At 50.9% G+C, this 21,809-nt stretch carries 22 protein-coding genes and 1 pseudogene; 8 read left to right on the plus strand and 15 right to left on the minus strand.

Annotation, left to right across the window (positions count from 1 at the left end; translation table 11 throughout):
• The first annotated feature begins 23 nt into the window (after window positions 1-23).
• The 3 genes from AC559G_RS01175 to AC559G_RS01185 all read left to right on the plus strand — a co-directional run bounded on the left by AC559G_RS01175 (window position 24) and on the right by AC559G_RS01185 (window position 2,413).
• The gene (locus tag AC559G_RS01175; protein WP_498910637.1) at window positions 24-446 is read left to right on the plus strand and encodes a YuaE family lipoprotein; all 423 of its coding nucleotides are present in this window, start codon (window positions 24-26) and stop codon (window positions 444-446) included.
• On the plus strand, window positions 443-1,744 hold the full coding sequence (locus tag AC559G_RS01180) for an FKBP-type peptidyl-prolyl cis-trans isomerase (protein WP_498910639.1): 1,302 nt from the start codon (window positions 443-445) through the stop codon (window positions 1,742-1,744). The genes AC559G_RS01175 and AC559G_RS01180 overlap by 4 nt, the downstream gene beginning before the upstream one ends.
• Window positions 1,745-1,840: 96 nt before the next feature.
• Window positions 1,841-2,413 carry a helix-turn-helix transcriptional regulator gene (locus tag AC559G_RS01185; RefSeq protein WP_498910641.1) on the plus strand — a complete coding sequence of 191 codons (573 nt, stop codon included), beginning with the start codon at window positions 1,841-1,843 and terminating at the stop codon, window positions 2,411-2,413.
• 305 nt (window positions 2,414-2,718) lie between these two features.
• Here AC559G_RS01185 and AC559G_RS01190 read toward each other — a convergent pair whose 3' ends face one another.
• Window positions 2,719-3,135 carry an RcnB family protein gene (locus AC559G_RS01190; RefSeq protein WP_498910643.1) on the minus strand — a complete coding sequence of 139 codons (417 nt, stop codon included), beginning with the start codon at window positions 3,133-3,135 and terminating at the stop codon, window positions 2,719-2,721.
• Window positions 3,136-3,642: 507 nt separating this feature from the next.
• On the opposite strand from AC559G_RS01190, the gene AC559G_RS01195 reads away from it, so the two are divergent.
• Window positions 3,643-4,275, plus strand: a complete 633-nt coding sequence (locus AC559G_RS01195; RefSeq protein ID WP_438596837.1) for a TetR/AcrR family transcriptional regulator — start codon at window positions 3,643-3,645, stop codon at window positions 4,273-4,275.
• Window positions 4,276-4,847: 572 nt separating this feature from the next.
• Here the strand turns inward: AC559G_RS01195 and AC559G_RS01200 are convergent.
• The 12 genes from AC559G_RS01200 to AC559G_RS01255 form a co-directional block, all read right to left on the minus strand.
• Window positions 4,848-5,456, minus strand: coding sequence for a PqiC family protein (locus AC559G_RS01200; RefSeq protein ID WP_498910646.1), 609 nt, complete (start codon window positions 5,454-5,456; stop codon window positions 4,848-4,850).
• Window positions 5,456-7,102, minus strand: coding sequence for a PqiB family protein (locus AC559G_RS01205; RefSeq protein ID WP_498910648.1), 1,647 nt, complete (start codon window positions 7,100-7,102; stop codon window positions 5,456-5,458). Before AC559G_RS01205 ends, AC559G_RS01200 begins: the two co-directional genes overlap by 1 nt.
• Entirely contained in the window at window positions 7,099-7,719 is a 621-nt protein-coding gene (locus AC559G_RS01210) for a paraquat-inducible protein A (RefSeq protein WP_498910650.1), read from the minus strand. Before AC559G_RS01210 ends, AC559G_RS01205 begins: the two co-directional genes overlap by 4 nt.
• Window positions 7,712-8,338 (minus strand): paraquat-inducible protein A, encoded by a 627-nt coding sequence (locus AC559G_RS01215; RefSeq protein WP_095848951.1) that lies wholly within the window; start codon window positions 8,336-8,338, stop codon window positions 7,712-7,714. The genes AC559G_RS01210 and AC559G_RS01215 overlap by 8 nt, the downstream gene beginning before the upstream one ends.
• A gap of 167 nt (window positions 8,339-8,505) precedes the next feature.
• Window positions 8,506-8,733 (minus strand): MipA/OmpV family protein, encoded by a 228-nt coding sequence (locus AC559G_RS01220; protein WP_498910652.1) that lies wholly within the window; start codon window positions 8,731-8,733, stop codon window positions 8,506-8,508.
• A complete protein-coding gene (locus AC559G_RS01225; protein WP_498910654.1) occupies window positions 8,723-9,259 on the minus strand; it encodes a MipA/OmpV family protein in 537 nt (178 codons plus the stop codon). The genes AC559G_RS01220 and AC559G_RS01225 overlap by 11 nt, the downstream gene beginning before the upstream one ends.
• 51 nt (window positions 9,260-9,310) lie before the next feature.
• Complete coding sequence (locus AC559G_RS01230) at window positions 9,311-9,973, minus strand: DUF3313 domain-containing protein (RefSeq protein ID WP_498910656.1); 663 nt, start codon at window positions 9,971-9,973, stop codon at window positions 9,311-9,313.
• A 538-nt stretch (window positions 9,974-10,511) separates the two neighbouring features.
• A complete protein-coding gene (locus tag AC559G_RS01235; RefSeq protein WP_498910658.1) occupies window positions 10,512-11,351 on the minus strand; it encodes a transporter substrate-binding domain-containing protein in 840 nt (279 codons plus the stop codon).
• Between the two features lie 93 nt (window positions 11,352-11,444).
• A complete protein-coding gene (locus AC559G_RS01240) occupies window positions 11,445-12,167 on the minus strand; it encodes an ABC transporter permease (protein WP_416261670.1) in 723 nt (240 codons plus the stop codon).
• A complete protein-coding gene (locus AC559G_RS01245) occupies window positions 12,161-12,889 on the minus strand; it encodes an ABC transporter permease (protein WP_279028962.1) in 729 nt (242 codons plus the stop codon). The genes AC559G_RS01240 and AC559G_RS01245 overlap by 7 nt, the downstream gene beginning before the upstream one ends.
• A 260-nt stretch (window positions 12,890-13,149) precedes the next feature.
• The gene (locus tag AC559G_RS01250) at window positions 13,150-14,622 is read right to left on the minus strand and encodes a YfcC family protein (protein ID WP_498910662.1); all 1,473 of its coding nucleotides are present in this window, start codon (window positions 14,620-14,622) and stop codon (window positions 13,150-13,152) included.
• A gap of 291 nt (window positions 14,623-14,913) precedes the next feature.
• Entirely contained in the window at window positions 14,914-15,942 is a 1,029-nt protein-coding gene (locus AC559G_RS01255; protein ID WP_346078586.1) for an ornithine cyclodeaminase family protein, read from the minus strand.
• A 364-nt stretch (window positions 15,943-16,306) separates the two neighbouring features.
• Here AC559G_RS01255 and AC559G_RS01260 point away from each other — a divergent pair, with 364 nt between their 5' ends.
• The gene (locus AC559G_RS01260; protein ID WP_279029329.1) at window positions 16,307-17,212 is read left to right on the plus strand and encodes a LysR substrate-binding domain-containing protein; all 906 of its coding nucleotides are present in this window, start codon (window positions 16,307-16,309) and stop codon (window positions 17,210-17,212) included.
• Between the two features lie 187 nt (window positions 17,213-17,399).
• Here the strand turns inward: AC559G_RS01260 and AC559G_RS01265 are convergent, their stop codons facing one another.
• Complete coding sequence (locus tag AC559G_RS01265) at window positions 17,400-17,828, minus strand: DUF3828 domain-containing protein (protein WP_498910665.1); 429 nt, start codon at window positions 17,826-17,828, stop codon at window positions 17,400-17,402.
• 719 nt (window positions 17,829-18,547) lie between these two features.
• Between AC559G_RS01265 and AC559G_RS01270 the strand changes: the two genes are divergently transcribed.
• The 3 genes from AC559G_RS01270 (at window position 18,548) to AC559G_RS01280 (ending at window position 20,724) form a co-directional block, all read left to right on the plus strand.
• Window positions 18,548-19,054, plus strand: coding sequence for a DUF2778 domain-containing protein (locus AC559G_RS01270; RefSeq protein ID WP_416261674.1), 507 nt, complete (start codon window positions 18,548-18,550; stop codon window positions 19,052-19,054).
• A complete protein-coding gene (locus AC559G_RS01275) occupies window positions 19,032-19,298 on the plus strand; it encodes a hypothetical protein (RefSeq protein WP_121556009.1) in 267 nt (88 codons plus the stop codon). The genes AC559G_RS01270 and AC559G_RS01275 overlap by 23 nt, the downstream gene beginning before the upstream one ends.
• A 688-nt stretch (window positions 19,299-19,986) precedes the next feature.
• Window positions 19,987-20,724, plus strand: a complete 738-nt coding sequence (locus AC559G_RS01280; protein WP_498910668.1) for a helix-turn-helix transcriptional regulator — start codon at window positions 19,987-19,989, stop codon at window positions 20,722-20,724.
• Here AC559G_RS01280 and AC559G_RS01285 read toward each other — a convergent pair.
• Window positions 20,721-21,068 (minus strand): annotated as a pseudogene (locus AC559G_RS01285) (acyl-homoserine-lactone synthase); the annotation flags it as partial. The gene AC559G_RS01280 and the pseudogene AC559G_RS01285 overlap by 4 nt on opposite strands.
• Between the last annotated feature and the right edge of the window lie 741 nt (window positions 21,069-21,809).

The following is a 21,809-nucleotide window of genomic DNA, read 5'->3' on the forward strand; positions in this document are numbered from 1 at the left end:
GTAAAGAATGAAGGAAAGCCAACATGATCAAGCCTTATCTATCTCGTTGTGTGCAGATCACGCTGTTATGCCTGGCAGGGGCAAGCGTCGTGGGGTGTAAAAACGCCCCGTTGCAAAAGCGCATTGTGCCGGAGAAGAACGCCGAAGTGCAGGCGCCTTCGCCGGAGGAACAGCGCAAACAGCGGGAAGCAGAACGTCTGCAGCAATGCCAGAAAGAGCTGGACGCGCTGCGCACCATTAATGCCGAACAATATCAGCAGAATAAACGCACTTTTGATGCCCTGATGAGCGGCGCTTCGCAGTATGCGGGGCTGCGTACCCAAGTAAACAGCGATACGCAAGACACGGTGGATGCGCTGTACCGCTACAAGGTCAATCGCCTGTGTGCCGAGGTGAATCAGGCGGTGCTGGCCGGTTTGGCGGCGCGCGGGGAACAGGTTAAATGAAACGCCCGGTTCGGATCACGTTATCCTTGCTGGCCACGTTGCTAGCGCAGCCTTGCTGCGCCCATGCGCAAAGTGGCGTCCCTGCTCTGTTGCAGTTTGCCGAGCAATATCAGCAGCAGAGTGAGGCCGCATCGGCGGCCAAACCAGCGCAGGAGAACCCGCGCCGCGCTGACAAGAAATCAGCCGACGGTGCGGCCCATCCAGTAGGAAAAGCGCCGCAGGCGCCTGCGGCGACGGTACTGCCGCTGCGCCAGGCCTTGCGGGAACGGGATGAACAATTGGCGCGCCAGACGGCGGAGCTGAATGCGCTGCGCCAGGAGGTGCAAAACTTACGGCTCGCCGCTCCTGCCGCATCGCCGCCATCCCAGGCGCCTGATTTGGCGCTGTTGCAACAGTGGTTGGCTGGTATGCGCCAGGCGGTGCAGGGCACGCCGGATGAACAGCAGAAAACCGCCTTGATTCAGCAAGCGCAACAGCGGGCTGCGCAGGCTCGGGCGGCCGAGGCAAAGGCGCGCGCGCAGGCCGACACCTTGGCTACGCAACTGGCGCAGGCGCAACAAGCCAGCCAGGCGCACCAGGTTCAGGCACAGCAGCAGCAAGCTGAGTTGGCGGCGGCCCGGCAGGAAATTGGTGCCTTGCGGCAACACAAGGTGTGGCAGGTTACGCCGGAACAGTTAACCGACGACCATGCACGCATGTCCTACGCGGTAGGCAGTGCCCTGGGGAAAGATATTCAGGGGGTAGTTCAGGAGCGGCAGGGTTGGGGGGTGACGGTCGATCAAGACATCCTGCTGACGGGTGTGCTGGATACGGTGACCGGGCACCCGGCGCTGCCGCAGTCGGAGCTGGCGGCGCTGATGGCGAAAGCCGATGCGGCCGCGAACGCGGCGCGTGATGCGGTGGTCAAGTCACGGGAGGCGAAAGACAAAGCCTATGTGGCCGATTTCCGTGGGCAGAAAGGGGTGAAACAGTCCGATATGGGGTTCTGGTACCGGGTGGATTACGCCGGTGACGAGCCGCTGGCAGAGGGGGCGATTATTGAAGTGGTGGTCAAAGAGATGCTGACGGACGGCGAGGTGGTGCAGGATATGGAGCTAAGCGGCAAGGTCTTGGCGCAGCCGCTTTCTGCTTATCCGCCGTTGTTCCGCGAGGCGATCGGCCACCTGCGCAATCATGGCAGCCTAACGATGGTGGTACCGCCGGCGCTGGCCTACGGCGAGAGCGGCTACCCGCCGAAAGTGCCGCCGAATGCCACCATGGTGTATCAGCTCAGGATCGACAACAGCCATGCGCCATAACGGGCGCCTGGCAGGTGAACGGCGCGGAAGGCCGTGGTGCCGAGCCGTTTAGCAAACAAGTCATAAGGCAGGGAGCTTATGCGTCCAGTAATAACAGTGGCTATATTTGATGAGAATGCCTATTTCGCCAGTGGGCTACTGGCGGCCATTAGCGACTATTTTGGCCGCACGGGGATCGCCGTACGGCGTGTGACGGCACAATACCCCGGCGTGGATATGATCTTTCAGTATTTCCCCTCCGGTATACCCACCTGTTTTTGCCTGTATGAGGGGCTAAAGCCCGGCTTTAGCCCCCTGTGCTTTGCGATCCGCCAGCCCCACGACAGGCCAAACGGCCGGGCGAACTGTGCGCTACTGGCTGGTGTGATCCAGCATGATTTTTCCCTCGCTTCCGCACTGCAGGTTATCACCTGTGCGTTGGCGCGCCGCCAAGAGCAACGTGTGGATCAGCCTGTGCCGATAGGCCTATGTACCTGCACGCACAACGCGCTAACGCTGCGGGAGAAACAAGTGATGATATATCTGCGGCAGGAGTTGTCTCTGGCGGAAATCGGCTCTCGGCTTACTATCAGTATTAAAACGGTGAGCAACCATAAAATGAGCGTGATGCGCAAAATGGGCTTCAGGCGCAATATGGAGCTGTATCGCTGGCTGCGGCAGGGGCTGTAGTTAAGCAAACAGCGCTTTTGAACAGTACCGGCTCTGGATGGGCCGAGTAACTATGCGAACATACCTGCAGCCTGAAGTATAAAGCGGATAGAAGAGATCACTGATGCCGTGGCTGAGCGGGTTCGTGGCGGGGCATTATGCACCGTGAGTTTTGCTGTGTTGTCAGCGGCGTTTTTGAGAATATTCTGTGGGTAGAAATATACGATGAAATGGCCGATTGGCGGCGGCAGCAAATAAATACAATCGCAGGAGAGGGAGGATGATAGCTTAACCATCCTCCATCAGCCTATCTGTGATTGTTGCTGTTAATGCCCGTTGGTGCTTTCTAACAGGATAGCCGTCACGATGCCGGTAGCGGCGGCGATCAGGACATAATTCCCGTTGATATACGCCCAGTTCTGGCCGCGTGGCGGTTGATAAAGCCCGCGTGCGCGCCAGTCTTTTACCCTGTAGTTATCTGCACGGAAACCTTGCGGTACGGGTTTCCCTTTGCGGAAGTCATGGCCGCTCCAGGTGAAATGGTCTCTGGATTGTGGGTGTTTTACATTTTGTTGCCGGTTATCGGCATGTTTCGGCGCCTGTTGATGTTTCGAAGCTTGCTGATGTTGCGGCTGTTTGATTGGCTGATCGCCAGGACCACGCCCATCTGCCTGTGCAGTAAACGTCGACAGGGTCCCTGTCAGAGCAACACTCAGTATCAATAGGGATGCGATTCTCTTCATTTTTACCACCTCTTAAAGGAATGGCCGTTGCCAGCTTTGCCGGCGAATCGTCAATTTTTACCATACGGTACCGTACAGTTTATTCCTGGGGCGGTGATTGTCAAGGGGAACATCACGACACAGACATACCCGTTTTCCCCGCAAGGGAAGGTATGGTGTAACGCTTGCTGATGCAGATAATCCTGTCTCATTAGCTTTTTACCGGGCGGTTTATTCTGAGAACGAGGGATCTTTTACGGCGGTAATATCGGGGAGTCGCCGACAACTGGCCGAGCCTTGATTCCTGATATGTCATAGTGCGTTTTGTGTGAGTACGCGCGCTATGCAACTCCGCTCCTCTTTTTAAAGGTATGATACTGGCGCTCAACTCGCCAGTAACAGCTTTATGACGCAGGTCTTACCTGTTGACGGCCAAATATGGCATACTGGGCCATATTAACTGCACTGTTTAGTTATTTGTTTGACTTACTGCCGTCCTTGATCTCAGTAAAAAATAGCGAGAGACGTATGAGAAAATTAACAGAAGAACGGCGACAGGCCATCATTGCCGCGGCTGCACAGCTTTTTCAGGAAATAGGGTACGAGCGTGCGTCGATGGATGCCGTTGCCAGGCGCGTTGGGGGATCTAAAGCAACCCTGTATAACTATTTTGCGTCGAAAGAAGCGCTTTTTGAAACGGTTGTCCGTGTCTACAGCGCGCGTTTTATGGCTGATGCGGCGGATTCACTGACGGAGCCTGGGAGTGAAGCGCTTTCTCTGGAGCAGAAGCTGACCCGATTTGGGGAACGTATGCTGCAGGTTCTCACTGGTGATCATCAGGCGTTGCAGATTTACCGGGTTGTGGTGGGCGAGGCAGGGCATTCTGATATCGGTAAACTTTTTTATGAATCCGGTATCCAGGACAGTATGGCAAAATTGGCTAATGTAATGGCTGATGCGATACAAAAAGGTGAACTGGAAGACGGCGATCCGATGTACCGGGCGATGCAGTTCGCCACGCTGGTGAAAGCGGAGACGGAGATTTTAATTTTTCAGCGTGAGTTGCCGCGTTATACCACGGCGCAGATAAAGCAAATGGTCAGCAACGGCGTCCGTTTGTTCCTCTATGGGGCTGTACCGCAGGCTAAAAGTAAAAACTAGCCTGTGGTGGGCTGGATCAGTACTGGCCCGCCTGTGTGCTTTTCCTCTTCACAGGCACCCTTTCCTAACCCGACATCAGCAATGCAGCCCAGAAGGTATTGGGCTGAGCCAAACCGGTGATGCTGTTCAAGAACGCTTTTACGTTTTATTTTGTAACTCGCATTATTTTGGCTATATCGCACTGATGGCCCGAGCAAGGCTTGACAATTTTTTCTCATTTAATAAACTGAACGGTGCAGTTAAATGTGGCTGGTTATGGAGTGTGGATATGAAAATTGTTGCGTGGGTAGGGTTGGTTTCATCCGTGCTGCTCCTGTCGGGCTGTGTGTCTCTGTTCTGACGCGCTGCGTATTTTTTATTAATCGGGAGCGAGTATGAAGATCCTGGGTTTGATTGGCGTTATCACCACCGTACTGATGTTAAGCGGCTGCCTTTCTATCGGCAGCCATCTGTAAAAGGCAGCAAGTTGTGTTCTGGCCGGGCCGGGGTAACCCTCCCGGCTTTTTTACGCCGTCAATTGCGGTATTAAGCGCTGCGCGAAAGGCCACGCAACGCATTTGGGCATGTTTCCGTTATTCTCCTTGGCAGGTTGCCGCGCTATTGGCTGACCAGCGCGCGGCGGTTTGCGCAATTTGGGTCGCCATCTGTGCCGTCAGGCTCTGCCAGGCGGTAAACAGCTGCGTATAGTCGCCGGTTGCATTTTGCGTTAAATGGCTGCTGCATACGATCCGGCTGCGTTGTTCCCCGCGCCGGGCCGACAGGCTCCAGGTTGCGTCCAGGCGGGCGGCATTGCCGGGCCAGCTATCAAAACGCCTGATTTGCACCAGGATCCGCACCACCGGTTTATCGTCCTCACGCGCCAGCCCCGAAACATCCTGCGTTCCCAGGCGCTGCGTGATTTGTGCCGACAGCGCCGTCTGTAGTTCATCCCCCAGTGGGCTTAGCCAACGGTCGTTATCCAGCACGGCAACGCTGCTTTCCCCCTGGCGGACTATCATCTGTTGCGTATCCAGTTGGGCCGGCACTCCAACCGGCAGCAGCTCAATGACAAATAGCGCTGGCGTGCCCATGCCAGCGAGTGGGGCCGGGCTGACCAGCGTGTGGTAACGCACCTGTGGGGATGAGCAGGCGGCCAGGAACAGTGCGCTGCCAATGATCCAGGGCCGAAACGGGCGTTTCATCAAGGTTTTCCTCCTGCGGATGCGGGAAGATCGCCCGCATTTTCCAATACGGCGGCATCGCGCGGCCGCCCCTGCAACAGCGATTCAGGATGGCGATCGAGTTGATCGGTCAGGCTGCGAACGGCACGTAATGTCCGGGTGGCTTCCTGCAGCGTTTGCATGAAATTAATCAATAACGGTGAGTCTTCCGCCAGCAGATCCTGGGCATTTTCCGTGGTCTTCTGCGTTTGCTTCATCAGGCGGTTTGCTGCCGGCAACGTCTGGTTATTCACCATACTGAGCGTTTTACTGAGTTCGCTGAGGGTGCTGTTTAAATTATTGCCGATGGATTCCAGCGGCATTTTATTGATTTTCGTTACGATGCCGGCCATCTGTTGCTGAATTTTATCGAAGCCGCCGCTGATGGTGGGCAGTTGCAGCGGCCTGGCCGAGATATCGAACTTCACTTTTGGCGCGTCGGGAACAAAATCAATGGCGATATATAGTTGCCCGGTCAGCAGGCTGCTGGGCACCGCCTGCGCGCGCAGGCCGTTGGCAACCAGATCGCGGGTGAACAGCGCCGTCTCATGTGCGATATTGTCTGAGGTGGCCTGCGGCAGCTTGTTCAGCACGTTCCCCATACGGGACGGATAGACCTCTATCCCCACCAAGGTCGGGAAACGGTAACCTTTCGGGTTATAGTCCAGGTTGATGGAAACCACCTTGCCGATTTTTACGCTGGAAAACTCCACCGGCGCGCCGACAGTCAGGCCATGAACCGTGCGTTCAAAACGCAACTGAAAGGGGATGGCCGGGCCGTCGGCCGGGGACATGGCGGTATCCCTGTCCGGCGCCAGAGTAAATGTAGTCGGTTTGTTTTCGCCGGCCGTTGAATCTGTTTCCGGCGTGGCGAAAGCGATACCGCCGGCAATGATGGCGGCGACGCTCTGGGTTTTTAAACGAAAGCCGTCGCTTCCCACGGAAAGATCCACCCCACCGGCATTCCAGAAGCGGGAGTTGGCGGTGACCAGCCGATCATAGGGGGCTTCGATAAATACCCGTAGATCGACACCCTTACCGTCTTTACGCAACTGATAGGAGGCAATGCGCCCCACCTGAACCCGGCGATAATAAACCGGTGAGCCGATATCTAATGAGCCAAGATCGTCCGCCGCAATGATGAACTGGCTGCCCGGCGTATCGCTGATAATGGCCGGCGGAATTTCGAGCCCGGTAAATTCGGTGCGGGAGTCGGAGGATTCGCCGCGATCCACGCCGATATAGGCGCCGGAAAGCAGAGTATCGATGCCGCTGACGCCGCTGACGCCAACGCGCGGCCTGACCACCCAAAAGCGAGTGTCGGCGCGCGCCAGGTTTTCCGCGCTTTTTGTCAGTTGCACTTTGACCAACACCTGTGAGTTATCGCGGCTTAGCGTAATCTCTTTGACGGTGCCAACGGTGACGTCTTTATATTTGACGGCCGTTTTGCCGGCTTCAAGCCCGGCGGCGCTGCGAAAGGCGATCGTGATTTCCGGCCCGGCGGCAAGCCGGGCCTGGATGAGCATGGAGAGGGCGATCAGCAGTGCAATCACCGGAACCAGCCAGATAAGGGCATTGCGCCAATGCCGGCGGGCAAGCACTGGTTCGCCAGGTTGCGGACGCATCATTCATCACCTTCCCAGATTAATTTTGGATCAACACTTAAGGCTGACAGCATGGTCAGTATCACCACCAGAGCAAAGAACAGGATGCCGGCCCGCGGCTCGGCTTCGCTCAACGAATGGAAGCGCACCAGCCCGCAGACCACCGCCACAACCACCACATCCAACATGGACCAGCAGCCGATCCACTCGGTAATGCGGTACAGCCGGGTGCGTTCACGCCGGGCCCAGCGGCTTTTTCGGCCGGCCGAGATCAGCAGTACGCTTAACGATAAAAACTTCATACAGGGGATCACTACGCTGGCGATAAAGATAATGGCGGCGATGCCATAGGCGCCGCCGCGCCAAAACTCCAACACGCCAGACAGGATGGTGCTTTCGCTACCCCGGCCAAACAGGCTGGTGTACATCACCGGCAGGAGATTGGCGGGAAGATAGAAAATCATGGCGGCAATCAGAAAGGCCCAGGCGCGCGCGTGGTTTTCCGCGTGCCCGCCAGCCAACAGGGCACCGCAGCGGGGGCAATGCGGGGGATTGCTGGCGCCGGGTTGCGCATCGCAAACCAGCCCACAGAGGGGGCAACCGCGAACCTGCATTTGCCGGGCAAAAGGGGCGTTATTCATGATGAGCCTCTTCGCGGATAGGCAACAGCGCCCACAGAGGGCGCAGATCCCGGCGGGTGACGAGGATAATCAGCACGGCCGATGCCGCCAGTGCCCAACCGCCGGCGGCGGGCGCAACCTCCAGCAAGGAGGACAGCTTGACGGCGGCAACCAGAAAACCCAGTACGCCGACTTCCACCATGCTCCAGGGGCGCAGCCAGACCAGCGCTTTCATTATGGTGATAAACCCCGGCGCGGCGCGGCGATAGTGGGCAAACAGCAGCAGCCAGGCCAGCAGAATGATCTGCAGGAAGGGGGCGGCAATCAGCAAAAAAAGGCTACACAACGCCAGCAACGGGAATGCTTCCCCTGGCGATAGCGCCCATGCGGCCTGCCAGAGCGTAACGTCATTGGTTACGCCATGAAAACCGACACGCATCACCGGGTAAATACAGGCGATGGAAAAAGCGATGGCGGCGGCCAGGGTCAGCGGCAGCGCACGGTATATGCCGCGGCCGTCGCCCTGCCAGAGCACGGCATGGCAGCGTTCGCACAGCGCCGTATTGCCGGCCGTATACGGCCGATAGCGGTAGACGCTGTCACACTGTGGGCAGACGGTTAGATGCGGGTATGTTTTCATGTTCAGGCACGGAAAAGCCATTGTGGTAGACGATAAAAGCGCAGCCGGTTCAAAGAGCCGGTCTGCGGCTGTGGTTTATGATGACATTCCGTCATCGGGTTGCCCTGGTGCGGCGTTTTATCATTGGGCCAGCGGGGATGCCCCCGCTTTGCCCGCAACAGTGCTGATTAGAACTTGTAGCTGAAGCCAGCGGAAACCAGGCCCACGCCGTCTTTGTCGACCATCGGGCTGTTTTTCACTTCGTCCGGCAGCGCTTCATAACGGGCAGAGACAAAGGTGGTCCACGCCGGCGTCACGTGGTAACGCAGCGCCAGCTCGGCATACGGCGTGAAGCTGTCTTGCGGATCATACGCGGCCAGCCCGCTGCGCTGCGATTCGCGTTGGCTAAACGCCAAAGTAATATTTGTTCTGGTCTTTGCTGTCCCAGCGCACGCCCACTTTAGGCACCAGTTCCCAATCGTTGAGCATTATCGGGTACAGGTAGGCGGCATTGGCGGAAATGCCATCGCTGTTGTCCAGTACATCGCCGGCAACCGACGCGTTGAAATGGCCGAAATCGGTACGCAGGGTGTATTCCACGCCGGCAACGGCAGTGGAGTCACGCCGGTCTAGCAGTTTCATACGGCGATCGTCACTGTCTTTCGGCCTGAACTGGCGTGGATCATAGGCGGCAAAAACATCAAGCTGATTGACATCATCCTTCCATAGATGCACACCGCCTTTGATGCCATGAAAAAACAGATAGTCGCTGTCATAGCTGATCAATGGGAAAGGAAATACGGTGGGATCCGTTTCACGATAGGGGCTTTGGGCCGCCCCGGCAGAAAGGCCCAGCGCCAGGCTATCGGCCAGCGCCGATGCGGAACCGATCACGGGAAGTAACAGCAACGCATGACATGTCCGAACAGAAAGGCTTTTCATGATGTTGTCTCTTTACGCTTGAAGGAGTGAATTGCAGCCCCCGGCTGGGGGCTATTTCAATATCCCGGCAAGTTCTTCAGCGCCTTTGTCGATCCCCACCTCGGCCGCGCTAAGCGAGCCGACGCTGGCGGAGACGTTCATGGCGTTCGGATACTGTTTAGCAACATACGCATGCAGCAGGGTGTTGGTCGCCGCATCGTAAACTTCAACAGCATAATTTACCGAACCACTGAACATTCCCTGACCACCGCGGATTGACTGTACGATGTTATAGGGGCCGCCGGCCAGATCAAATTTGGTTACCGTGCCGACAACCTGGGTGGTGGTATCGGCCCCGGTGAGGGTCAGCTTCAGGCGCAGGGTGCCCGGCGCGGGGGCGGACACTTCGCGAAAGCGCGGGCGCAATTCTTCGGCAAACTTTTTCTGCATATAGCTGGCGAGCTGCTGGCGGTCTGCTGGCGCCATATCGCCGAACTGGTTATCCGCCCCGTGATAGAGGATGACCGGATCGATAATGATGCTGTTGTATTTCTGCCAGTCCACCTGAGGGGCGTAGCGATAGGGAATACGATCGGCGTTATCGCCGGTATTGGCAGTCAGCTTAGCCGCCGAGTCGATACCGGTATAACGGACGGGCGGATTACTGGAGCAACCGGTAATCAGGATGGCAAGGCTTAACAACATGGGGCTTGCAGCCCGGGATAACGTCATCATTTCGAATGTCCTGTAGTGTTTAGAGAATGGTTACACGATTATTTTTGGCATTTAACGAAGCAATTTCATATAGATAGGGCGCTGCGTTTATGCTTAAAAAGGCCGCCAGGCAAAGCGTGACGACCTTGAAGATAATGCGTTATAACTGTACGGGCTAGTTTTAATTACTCGCATTACGTTGTCAACAAAATGTTTCGTCATTTACTTTTGTATCTGGCTAGGAGGGAATGACCTTAAGAGTGGGAAAGGGATGTTGTGCTGGTGGGGGAGGTTAATGCCGGGCTAGGGGGAGTGGTGATATCGATAGCCGAGGTGATCCGCCTGTGCTGGTCGATAATGATTACGCGGCCTGCGTTGATTATCGCTAGGGTGATCGCGATCAGCAGCAGATACCAGCACTCTTCGGCCAAGCTTGAAGCGAATGCGGCGGCATCGTTGAGCGCTTGAGAAAAACCTTGGCAGAATGTGATTGGTTGAGCTGATTAGCGCCAAAAAACGGGCACAGGCCAACCTTGTGCCCGGTTGTTCCACCCGGTTATCACTGCCCGCTATGGGGTGAGATATCGAAGCCAAACCATTTTTCGCTGAGCGCTTTAAGCCGGCCGTCAGCACTGAGCGCTTTCAGCCCCGCATCAAGCCTGGTTTTCAGCGCAGGGTCGTCTTTTCGTAAACCAATCGCAATTTCACCAAATGCTTTTCCTGAAAATAGCGGCCCGGTAAGGTGAGCCCCTTCTGTTTGGCCAGTCTTTATCGCCGCCTGCAACACCGTCACATTTGCCAGAATGGCATCGATGCGGCCGGCAGACAGATCGAGGCTGGCTTCGTCCATCGTTTTATATTCCCTGACTTCAACACCTTTAAAACGTTCAGCTAAAAATGCTGAGGCGGTCGTTGAGGTCTGCACGCCAACAATCTTGCCCTCAAGCTGATTATTCAGCGCAGCAATAACCTCATCCGCCTGGGCTTTATCTGCATCAAGAGGCAGCGTTTTACTGTTGCCTGCCAGCGAATCCAACCCGCCGCCGTTGACCGTCATAAACGTGTTTACTGCAACGGCATAAGGTGTGGAAAAACCAATGACGGCCTGGCGCTTAGGTGTAATGCTCATCGCTGCAATGATTGCATCATATTTTCCCGTTGTCAGCGAAGGAATAATACCATCCCAGCTCTGAGAATAAATTTGGCAATTAGCCTTTATTTGAGAACAAAGCTCATGCGTGAGATCGATTTCAAAGCCGTCTAATTTCCCATTTGCATTGGTAAAACTCCACGGAGAAAAAGACGACTCTGTCGCAAAGCGAATGTTATCCTGTGAATATGCGGGGGAAGCAAACGAAATAGCCACTGATGTAAGAAGAAACACGGTATGAAATTTCATGGTCAATAACGATCTCCGGTGTCGTGAGGAATAATTAATTTATGGTCTGGTGGAAATAACCGCGTATTTAAATTTGGCCTGCATATACCAACGTCAGAAATAGTCTCTTGCGTTTTGAACATTGCGGTCGAATGAATTTTGCAGCGACAGGCGCTGCTCTGCTTGCCGGATAACAAATACAGCAGAAAAATTCAGGAAAAGGTAAATCATCCCGGCAACGGCAAACACTTCTATCGGGCGATAGGTTTCCGATATGGTTTGTGCAGCAATACCGGTGACCTCCATAATCGTGATGGTAGAAGCCAGTGACGTTGCCTTAATCATCAGAATGATTTCATTCCCATAGGCGGGCAGCATGCGTACAAACGCCTGCGGGAGAATGATCCGCCGGTATATCAAGGAGGTCTTCATACCATAGGCGAGCGCTGCCTCAATTTGCCCTTTGGCAACGGTAATAATCGATCCCCGAACAATTTCTGCAACATAGGCAGCAGTATTGAGTGAAAGCGCAAGCACGGCACACCACCACGGTTGGCGTAAAAACGGCCACAAAAAACTGGAACGTACCTCCGGGAATTGGCTCAGGCCGTAATAAATTAAATAAATCTGAACCAGCAGCGGCGTTCCGCGAAAAATAGAGATATACCCTCTGGCAATCAAATCTGGCAGATAACGCCCTGAAATACGCATAAAGACCAGGCACATGCCAAGAATACCGCCAACACATATCGCCGTTGCCGCCAGTTGAATGGTTAATGGCACACCGGCCAGAAGGCGCATGAAAATATCAGCAAAAAAATTTAGCTCCGTCAGCATGCTTTACCTTCCTCGTCACGAGTCACTGAACGCATGGTGACGCGTTCGGCTTTTGCAAACACACGCCCTGAAAGCCAGGAAACAAACAGATAAATAACTGCCGCCGCCATATAGAAGGTAAAATATTTGTGCGTGGAGCCGCCGGCTATTTGTGCCTGCCGCATCAGTTCCACCAAGCCAATAATGGATATCAGCGACGTATCTTTTAGAACCATTTGCCAGATATTTACCATGCCAGGCAAAGCATGTTTGGCCGCAAGGGGCAGAACAATACGCCGTGTGCGCTGCATCATGGTCATACCAAAAGCAAGTGCAGCCTCAATCTCACCTTTATCAATTGCCTGAATCGCGCCACGAAATACTTCGGTTAAATAGGCACCGGCAACGATCCCTAGCGCGCATACGCCGATAAAAAACTCTGGCACGCCGACAAAACCTTCGGAACCAAAGAAACGGCTAACGGCCGTTAGTACCGTGGATGAACCGAAATAGAATAAATAAATGACCAGTAAATCAGGAATCCCCCGCAGCAGCGTAGTATAAATCCGGGCAAGCAGCCGTAAAGCCGGCACGCCCGATAATGCGGCATAAGCACCGCCGATGCCTGCCAGCATTCCTAGCAGCATGCCCGCCACAGCCAAAGAGAGGGTCATTGCTAATGCGCTGAGTAAAAGCGCCCCCCAGCCACCATCACCGAAATAAAAGAGTTCTATTATGGACATACGCTCCTCTGCCACAGGCTGGTTTTGTCAACAGTGTTACAATGAGGGATGTTTTCTGGGAAATTAAATATCGATAATCTTGCATTACCTAATGTTATTCTTATAAATAACATACTGAATTAAATGAATAATATTCTGTTTACTACCACGCGACGCGCCCTTTCTCTTCGCCCGTTAGCGAAAAGAGCACTTTCCAAACGGCCTCTGCTGTTGCCTGGCGTGATAGTGGTTTTGCCCCATTGGCGGCCGTATCTCATCGTTCACGGAAATGCACTGACATGCGCTGCAATCGCGATGATGAGCATATCCAGCACGAATAGTATGGCGACAAGCTTCGCAACAAATTTCAACCAGATGCCAAAGTTAATTCGCCCGACAGCAAGCCCTGCCATCAGGATCCCTGAGGTTGGCGTAATGATGCTGGTCAAGCCGGATGCAGCCTGGAATGCCGTGATAACGACATGGGGTGCCACGCCGGCAAACCTGGATAATTCACTGGTGATACCAATCGTTGCGCCAGCAAGCCCCGATGTGGAAGGGATAAAGAAATACATAGGCAAGTAAAACAGGTAAACAAAAATACCAAATACCGCAGGCGAAACCCCGGTAAGCGCCTGTTCCCCCCAGTGCAGGATCGTTGCGGTAATATGCCCGCCATCCATCACCACCTGGATCCCTTTTGCCAGCGCCACCAGCAACGCCACGCCCAGCAGGTCTTTCGAGCCCGCGATAAAGCTTTCCACAATCTCTTTTTCAGATAACCGGGCAACCAGGCCAATAATAATAGACATGCCAAAAAACAACATGGATAACTCATTAAAATACCAAGTGCCAAGGGCGGGGACGTCACCCATGATTTTTCCAAAAAAAGTGTGACTGAGCCACGCCTTACCGGTAATGAAGAAAGTCCATTTATTATTCAGTGAATCCCATGGGATGATTGACACTATCATAATGATAAAGGTTAAACACATCAGCATCAGTGCCACTTTTTGCGTTTTCGTCATGCCTTCAATGACGGCTTCTTTTTTCCAATATTGTTGATCGTCATCCCATGTTTTTATCATTAAAGAGTTATTTTTATCTTTCTCCACATGCTGTGCGTAGCGGTAAAGATAAAGAATAGCGATAGTCACATTAGAAACAAAGATAAGTAAACGCCAGGATATGCCTTCCCCAAGGGAAATATTGGCTGCCGCCGAAGCCACGCCAGTGGCAAAAGGGTTGACGGTTGAGGCAAGTATACCAATTTCCGAACCCAGCAAAATGGTTGCTACTCCCGCCAGCGGATCAAGGCGAGTGGCGATCATTACCGGCAAAATTAATGGAATAAAAGCGACGGTTTCTTCGCCAAAACCGTAGGTGGAGCCACCAACAGCCGAAATAAAAAACAGAATAGGGATTAATTTTTTTGCATTCCCTTGCGAATTTTTTACAACACTGGCGATGCCGGCATCTAACGCACCTGTTTTCGCCATTACGCCCAGAAACCCACCTATGATAAGAATAAATAACACAACCCCCAGTGAAACAGAAAAGCCCCGAACAGGCGACATCAGTATTTCAAATAATCCTTGTGGGTTTTTCGCTATAGTTTGATAAGTCCCGGCCTTTAATATCGCCGTTCCTTCAACCGTATCGTAATGACCGGCAGGGATAATCCACGTCATCACAGATATGGCGATGATAATCCAAAAAAGTATAGTAAACGATGATGGCAACTTGAGATTCATGGTGTTCCCTTGAAAAATATGGCTCAGTCAGGCTTATATAAATGAGCCGCTCTCATCCTTCGCTCACTATAGAAATACAGCGGGCCATTATGGATAGTATTAGCCATTCACTTAATGCTGACCTGCCAGTAAAAATTTATCTGTGGCCCTGGGCTGATCCCTGCATATATATTCACACCGTATGTGGCCGCTCTGTACGTACGGTTCCCTCTTGGCTGGCTACGTCAGTGTAGCGGTTTTGTCAGGCTTCTGATTATTCTGGATAGTTATTACGTTGCAGCCAAAAATACATCAGGGAAGATTAAAAAAATCAACCAGCGTGCCTTTATTTTTTTCACGGGCCTTTTTGCAGGCGTAATCAGCGACGATGATATCCTGGATCCCCATACCGATAGAACCGACGACGATAATGTCCTCATCGGATTTTCTACCCGTTGCTTTCCCTGTAATCACATCGCCAATTTCTGCCGTCACGCTCTCTTCTGAAAGCAACTGAATGGGTTCTCCGGTTTCTTCGGCATGATAGGTATTGGTTACATTGACGCGCTCGACGAAGCACTCTTTAAAATCAACAATAAAGCTATCAAATCTGTTGGCGAACTTATCATCCATGTCCCCCTCGATCATCAATAACGTTGATCCCTTATCAAAGGTGATATCATCATAGAGCGGCGTTGATGCTGTCGCAGCAGCAACGATAATATCCGCGCCGGTACAGGCTTCCTGAATGCTATCGTAGTTGACATAGCGAATAGCCGGGAAGATCTCTTTTGCCGAAGAGGAAAACCTGGCTTGAGCATCAGGGCTAATATCAACGAGACGAACTTCGGTAATACTTTCATTCAGTGCGGCATTGATCATGATAAATGCAGATAACCCCGTCGCACCGGCGCCAACCACCGTAAACACTTTCGAGTTTTGTTTTGCCAGATATTTTGCCATCACGCCAATTACGGCACCGGTACGCGCCGCTGTGATATACGTACCATCCATAATGGCATAAGGTGCGCCGGTTTCTGTATTATGCAAAATAATTGTCCCGATCGTACTCGGCAGACAGTGCTCTTTCATATTATGTTTAAATACACTGACGACTTTAGCCCCGGCAATTTCCATTTTGGTCAGATAAGATGGCATTGAGTTAATATATCCTTCATGATGAGGATATAATGGAAGGTGAAGTTTCACCGGGTTAACGGCATTCCCATTGGCGTATTCAGCAAATGATTTTTCTACCAGATCCAAAACAAGTTGTGGCGTCAGTTCATCTTTTACCTGTTTTTCATTGAGAATAAGCACTTTTCCGCTATTATTGGTCATTAGTGACTCCTGCCTGTATTATTTTATTAATAGATTGTAAAAACAGCCATGCCCGGATAAAAAGCACGCTTGCACCATTTTTGAAGGTGAAGTGTTTAAATTTTTATTTAATGTTTGGCTTTATGTTTAAAACATTATTTCAAGGATAACGCTCATGCCATAAAATGGCCGTTTAAATTCAATATGATAAGTAATACAATAAAATATACCTGCCTAAAAAATAAAATAATCGCCGCTAACCATAACAAAATATTATACTGTGGCCTTATGTATTGAATCTTAAGCATAATTAATGGTAGGGTGGCGATACACCAGTGAGAGCGCTGAACTGTCACGGTTTTGATGTCTGGTTTGAGGAGAGACTATGCAGCCGTCACATCGTCTGAATCTCAGACAAGTTGAAGCCTTTCGCGCCGTTATGCTGACAGGCCAGATTACAACGGCAGCAGAGTTGATGTTTATTACCCAACCTGCGGTAAGTCGGCTTATTGCGGATTTTGAACGCGTCACCAAACTGCATCTTTTTGATCGAAAAGGTAATCGCCTGGTGCCCACATCAGCAGCATTTACGCTTATGCGTGAAGTGCAGAATGCGTTTACCGGCCTGGACCGCATTGGCAAAGTGGCGGAAGATATTGGCCGGAATTTTGCCGGGACGCTACGCATTGTCGCTATGCCTGCACTGGCTAACGGTATCCTGGCTCGTTTTCTGGCAAGGTTTGTTCGTAACCGGGGTGGTTTGCATGTTTCGCTGGAAGCGCTTCCTTCGCCCACCGTTATTGAACGGGTTGCCGCTGGCAACGTTGAGCTCGGCTATGTGGATTTTCAGTTTGAGCGCAGCGGTATGCTTTGCCGCCACCGTTCTATCGCCGGCGTGGTGGCTTTACCTTCACATCATCCGCTGTGTGAGAAACCTTTTATCACCCGTAACGATTTAGTCGGCGAGACGATTATTGACGTGGAACCAGGCTCAATCTTCTCCAAACGCGTCAGTGTTGAATTGGCCGGCATCAATAATAATTCAATGATTGAAACGTATTTATCCCATACGGCCTGCTCTATGGTCATTGAGGGAGCGGGTATCACGGTGACAGATTACTTTTCTGCGCGTGAATTTACTGACAGGGGGTTAACGATCAGGCCGTTTAAACCTTATCTTGAAGCCGGATTTACAGAAATAAAATTGGCTGAGAATATGAACGGCGATCTTGCCTCTGAATTTGCCGAAGCATTCTGGCATTTTCTTATGGAAGAAACCGCGTTGATTTAAAAATTAATTATACCCGCTAAATTTTCTCAGCTAAGACTGTTCCGCTATTGTATCCAATGAGTAAAACAGGGGCTTTGTAATGAAGGAATCCACTAAGTGCCAGAAAAAATACTTTCTTCAAGCTCAACGCCAGCCACTGAATCTTGCCCATGAAAAAAGCCGCTGGCGCGGCTATGCCATGCTAGCGTTACTTTATCAACGTTACGGACCTGATTTTCCATTTGTTGTTTTCCTGTACCATACAGTCTGCAATGACATGATCTTTTTTATCACCGAAAGCAATATATACGTGGGTACATGCAGCATCAAAATCAGATGAAATGACATTTACTTGATTCCAGTCGTCATTATAATCCTGCGCCTTGATAAACATATCCGAATCTGGCATGTCCTTATCATTACTGTCACCGGAATAAAGCTTTTTTAACGACTTTATGGTGTCACTGGTAACATATTGATTTAACGAGGTGAAATCAGTTAAAGGGGATGTGTCTTTTTCAAGCTGCCCGATGTACCACTTGTTAAAATTAAGCGCTGCACGTTCTGGCGGGGTCATTTCAGCAGAGGCCAGAACGATTGGAGAAACGAACAAAAGCGAAATAAGTAAATTCTTCATATTAGTCATGCCTGTAAATTATATAAGCTGGATGTAACCGCCTATAGCCAGATCCGGGATACATTGTGCGTTGAACAAAATCACTTATCCACTGATGACCATCATAGACACAGGCATGCCCTGACGGATGACCTGGAATCGGCTGGATAACAGCAACATCACCCTCAACAGCTTCTCCAGAAACCGGGTGAAAACCTGCGAGTACCAGATTATTCCCCATATCTCTTGCAAAATTTGTCCTGGAAAGATTTGCCCCACCATGCTGGATAGCATTAGTGACATAATGGGCACATTTCCCCTGGCTTTGTGCCTGCGCATGCAGACGCGCATATATAGCAGCTCTGTGGGCATCCCACATAAGAAACCTTTTTTTACATGTATGATGTGGCGATCTTGCCTGAAAAACATAATGAAATCAAAGGTGCGATTGTAACGATATGCTTTATGCCGGCATATGTTCCCATAATGAACGGAATATCCGTGCTAGAGGGAATTACGCAGCATTGGCTGAATTTTCCCCTATATAGTCTGATAGCACCATTGACTGGCACACTTTGGAGGCTGTCACATCACCAACCGGGCTTTATGGCTACTCCCGTCCGAATTCAGATACTTGGCGGTAAGGCAGCAGACAATTCTTATTTTTAGGATGGCGTGATAGCGTTATGATAAGGAAAGTTTAACTTTAGAAATGGTTTTTGAATATGATCCACTGTGAGATGGACTATAACAAGGGGAGCTCAGACGGCAAAACCGTAAAATTGCTGTGCTATGGCGTGGGAACTTTTGATGTGTTCTCTGGTGAAAACCCCACAACAAATATCGCTGAATGTGCGTTCAAAAATAAAGCGGCATTACCCCCTGGTAATTATTGGATTGTAGACCGTCCAACGGGTAGCTTTGCTAATAAGGCATTAAGTGCCATCAAGGATTGGCGAAATGGCACTGACCACAGTACATGGTTTGGCCTCTACGACAGTGAAACGATGAGCGATCACGTTTTTGTCAATGGTGTCGATAGAGGGGGCTTTAGGATCCATCCCTTACGCCCCGACGGTAGCGGGGAATCATGGGGATGTATCACATTCCCTACCGTGTCCCAGTTTGAGGTATTGCGCCGTGCTCTTTTAAGCACCAAAAAGGTGAAGGTTAAGGCGGGGATTATGGCATATGGACAGGTTGCGGTTAGAGGGAGAACAGACTATGAAAACTGCCGTATCAAGTAATCGCATACATCGGGTACTTTTTTTTATCGGTCTCTATCTTGCCTGCTTGGCCGTGGCCTTTTTTGTCACTCCTGTTTGGCGGTTGCTTGAGAAACTGTCTTATCGGGTTGATGATTTCCTGAACACTACCGGTATGGCGATGGCTGATGGAGAGTATGATCCTGCCGGGTTGTGGGTGTTGTTTGGTGTTCCCCTTTTGGCCGCAATCGTCATATTTTTTCTGTTCAGAAAAATCCAACGCTAATTCACTTTATATAGCCAAAATAATTCGAGTTGCAGGACAAAAACGCAAAAGCGTTTTTGTCCTGGCATAATTGATAATCTTTTACTCAATTAACGTTGCTAAGCGTCTATCCCATTAAGGCTGTTTTTACTTGCTATGTTCGCCCGATAAGCCGGACAAACGTCCGTTCAGCATGCGTGTTGTCCGTGCCCAAACGCGCTGTGCTAATAATGCCTATAGGGATAGGCTCTTAGTGACTGAATGGTTCATCCGCTTCTTGCCCTGGTTTGCTCTTGGTCAGAACGGGGGGAAGCGTTGAATTTGCCAGCGGCGCATTTTCCTGTTTTCAGGCAAGCGATGAGTATCATAAACAGGCGGCAGAGGATAGGATAACCTGTGTCAGGTTCCCAATAGCGTCAGGTGAGCCGCAGTAGGAAAGCGGGGTTTGATAGTATTGTTAAGGCGAGCTAAAGTAAGAAGCCCGGCCAGCAGTGACTTTTTGTATGCCCTGTCTGGCCGGAAAATTTTCCCTGGTGTTGGCTGAATTAGCGGGCTGGCCTGATTGGTCGGTTTTTTTGGCCATCAACACAACAGAGTTTATTATAGGGGGTAGAACTGTTCGCGTAACTTGTACTTAAGTTCTATCAATACCTGTACTTAAGTTGCATACATGCACGCTAAACGGGGAAACGACCGTCAGGGAGCCTTTATGTTTTCGATTTTCATTAAAAATCATGCAATTATGGAGACGCTTCGGGACTATATCGATAGGAAACTGTCCCCGTTGGGCACCCCTGAATACGCCTACACCGTAGTCAACAAGAAAAAACCGTCAGATGCCCTGATTATTTCCAACTATCCTGATAAGTGGTTTAAGCTCTATCGTGCCAATAATTTTCAGCTTACTGATCCGGTGATACTGACCGCTTTCAAGCGCGTATCCCCCTTTGTCTGGGATGAGGACATCACCCTCATGTTCGCAAAAATATTCCTCCTTTCCAAAAAGTACAATGTTGTTAATGGATGCACGTTTGTACTGCATGACCAGATGAATAATCTGGCCCTGTTGTCTATCCTTATTGGCAACAAAGAAGACAACAATCTGGAGGCGCGCTTGTCTTCTGAACGGGGAGCTATGCAGATGTTGTTAATTGATATTAATGAACAAATGTATCGTCTTGCCGACTCAGTCTTACCTGGCAGGCAGCAGAATAAGGCGACAGCAGGCAAACCCATTTTTACCCCACGGGAGAGTGATGTTCTGTACTGGGCCAGTATGGGGAAGACCTATAGCGAGGTTGCTGCTATCCTCGGTATTTCCGTCAGTACGGTGAAGCATTACATGGGGAGTGTAGTCATTAAACTGGGCGTCAGCAACGCCCGCCAGGCCATCCGGCTGGGCGTTGAATTGGAACTGATTACTTCGGCATCGACAGCGGCCTGGTAACGCTCACCGAGGAGTTGCCGGGTGCGGTCTTTATCGACAAAAAAGCGGCTTGATTCTATAGCCGTATCGGGCAGGCATACCGAGCCAAAGCAGGAGTTGAACGTATGGGTTATCATATTGGGCTGATCAAGGCCGATAAAGCGCACGCTACAAACTAAATGCCCTTCACACAGCCCGAGAATGTAGCGTGTCGCGGGGTTATCGAATTCATCAAATTCCATATCGCGGTTGCATACCACATCCCATCCCAGGCGGCCACTGAAAGTTTTTTTTCTCAGTCGGTAAAGCTCATTTGATCGTGTAATTTTTAGCTCTTCATAGCTGACGTCAAACAGTTCAAGCATTCCATCACCCTGTTTTAATTAGCGGAAACCTGATGTAATTTTTCCATGCCGCGTGTCAGTATTCTAGGATTACCTTTGGAAAAATAAACTATTGTGCGATGGGAAAATACGTATGTTTTTTAACTTATTGATATTATTACATCATAATACTATTTGAATGTAGAGAAAGCTGATGCTTAAGTTCTTCTGCGCCAGTGGCCGGCTCGGCGAGGTTAAATCCGCAGGGGTAACAACAGTCGGTAAAATGCATGAAAAAAACAGATGGATTTAAAAAATTGAAAAGAAAAGGGCTGTATTTACGTGATTTTTAATCATTAAATCGGCTAATTAGCCCATTAGTAGCCAATTATACAATATATCTGCGATAAACCCGGCGAATGAGGCGACAGCAACGAAAAACAGCCAAAACCTGGAAAAGGCTCTGATCGCGTCTTTACCGGCTGAATAGGTTGTCAGTGCATCGATAAGCAAAACCAGCGAGCTCTTGGCAAACATGCAAACTGTGAATAACACTCGTCGTTCATCCCTATTATTGTATGGCCAGCGGAAACCCCACTTGGCCTTACTGGTGATACTGCCTCAGTAAGCCTTTTTTAACGTTGTTATGCGTACAGCAAATACACCAGACTATATGGAAAGCATAATTCGCCGGATTTTCGCAAAAAATTCACTAAAAATGAAGACAAATCATTGCTGGTGGCTTCACACCGTTTGCTATGCCCTATTTACAAATACAGGGCC

The sequence above is a fragment of the Gibbsiella greigii genome (assembly GCF_039540155.1).
GTDB lineage: Bacteria > Pseudomonadota > Gammaproteobacteria > Enterobacterales > Enterobacteriaceae > Gibbsiella > Gibbsiella quercinecans.

What these genes read in the sequence shown, in the direction of transcription:
- AC559G_RS01175 (WP_498910637.1), top strand. Translation starts at nt 24, where the DNA reads ATGATCAAGCCTTATCTATCTCGTTGTGTGCAGATCACGCTGTTATGC.
- AC559G_RS01180 (WP_498910639.1), top strand. Translation starts at nt 443, where the DNA reads ATGAAACGCCCGGTTCGGATCACGTTATCCTTGCTGGCCACGTTGCTA.
- AC559G_RS01190 (WP_498910643.1), bottom strand. Translation starts at nt 3,135, where the DNA reads ATGAAGAGAATCGCATCCCTATTGATACTGAGTGTTGCTCTGACAGGG.
- AC559G_RS01195 (WP_438596837.1), top strand. Translation starts at nt 3,643, where the DNA reads ATGAGAAAATTAACAGAAGAACGGCGACAGGCCATCATTGCCGCGGCT.
- AC559G_RS01200 (WP_498910646.1), bottom strand. Translation starts at nt 5,456, where the DNA reads ATGAAACGCCCGTTTCGGCCCTGGATCATTGGCAGCGCACTGTTCCTG.
- AC559G_RS01205 (WP_498910648.1), bottom strand. Translation starts at nt 7,102, where the DNA reads ATGATGCGTCCGCAACCTGGCGAACCAGTGCTTGCCCGCCGGCATTGG.
- AC559G_RS01210 (WP_498910650.1), bottom strand. Translation starts at nt 7,719, where the DNA reads ATGAATAACGCCCCTTTTGCCCGGCAAATGCAGGTTCGCGGTTGCCCC.
- AC559G_RS01215 (WP_095848951.1), bottom strand. Translation starts at nt 8,338, where the DNA reads ATGAAAACATACCCGCATCTAACCGTCTGCCCACAGTGTGACAGCGTC.
- AC559G_RS01225 (WP_498910654.1), bottom strand. Translation starts at nt 9,259, where the DNA reads ATGAAAAGCCTTTCTGTTCGGACATGTCATGCGTTGCTGTTACTTCCC.
- AC559G_RS01230 (WP_498910656.1), bottom strand. Translation starts at nt 9,973, where the DNA reads ATGATGACGTTATCCCGGGCTGCAAGCCCCATGTTGTTAAGCCTTGCC.
- AC559G_RS01235 (WP_498910658.1), bottom strand. Translation starts at nt 11,351, where the DNA reads ATGAAATTTCATACCGTGTTTCTTCTTACATCAGTGGCTATTTCGTTT.
- AC559G_RS01240 (WP_416261670.1), bottom strand. Translation starts at nt 12,167, where the DNA reads ATGCTGACGGAGCTAAATTTTTTTGCTGATATTTTCATGCGCCTTCTG.
- AC559G_RS01245 (WP_279028962.1), bottom strand. Translation starts at nt 12,889, where the DNA reads ATGTCCATAATAGAACTCTTTTATTTCGGTGATGGTGGCTGGGGGGCG.
- AC559G_RS01250 (WP_498910662.1), bottom strand. Translation starts at nt 14,622, where the DNA reads ATGAATCTCAAGTTGCCATCATCGTTTACTATACTTTTTTGGATTATC.
- AC559G_RS01255 (WP_346078586.1), bottom strand. Translation starts at nt 15,942, where the DNA reads ATGACCAATAATAGCGGAAAAGTGCTTATTCTCAATGAAAAACAGGTA.
- AC559G_RS01260 (WP_279029329.1), top strand. Translation starts at nt 16,307, where the DNA reads ATGCAGCCGTCACATCGTCTGAATCTCAGACAAGTTGAAGCCTTTCGC.
- AC559G_RS01265 (WP_498910665.1), bottom strand. Translation starts at nt 17,828, where the DNA reads ATGAAGAATTTACTTATTTCGCTTTTGTTCGTTTCTCCAATCGTTCTG.
- AC559G_RS01270 (WP_416261674.1), top strand. Translation starts at nt 18,548, where the DNA reads ATGGACTATAACAAGGGGAGCTCAGACGGCAAAACCGTAAAATTGCTG.
- AC559G_RS01275 (WP_121556009.1), top strand. Translation starts at nt 19,032, where the DNA reads ATGAAAACTGCCGTATCAAGTAATCGCATACATCGGGTACTTTTTTTT.
- AC559G_RS01280 (WP_498910668.1), top strand. Translation starts at nt 19,987, where the DNA reads ATGTTTTCGATTTTCATTAAAAATCATGCAATTATGGAGACGCTTCGG.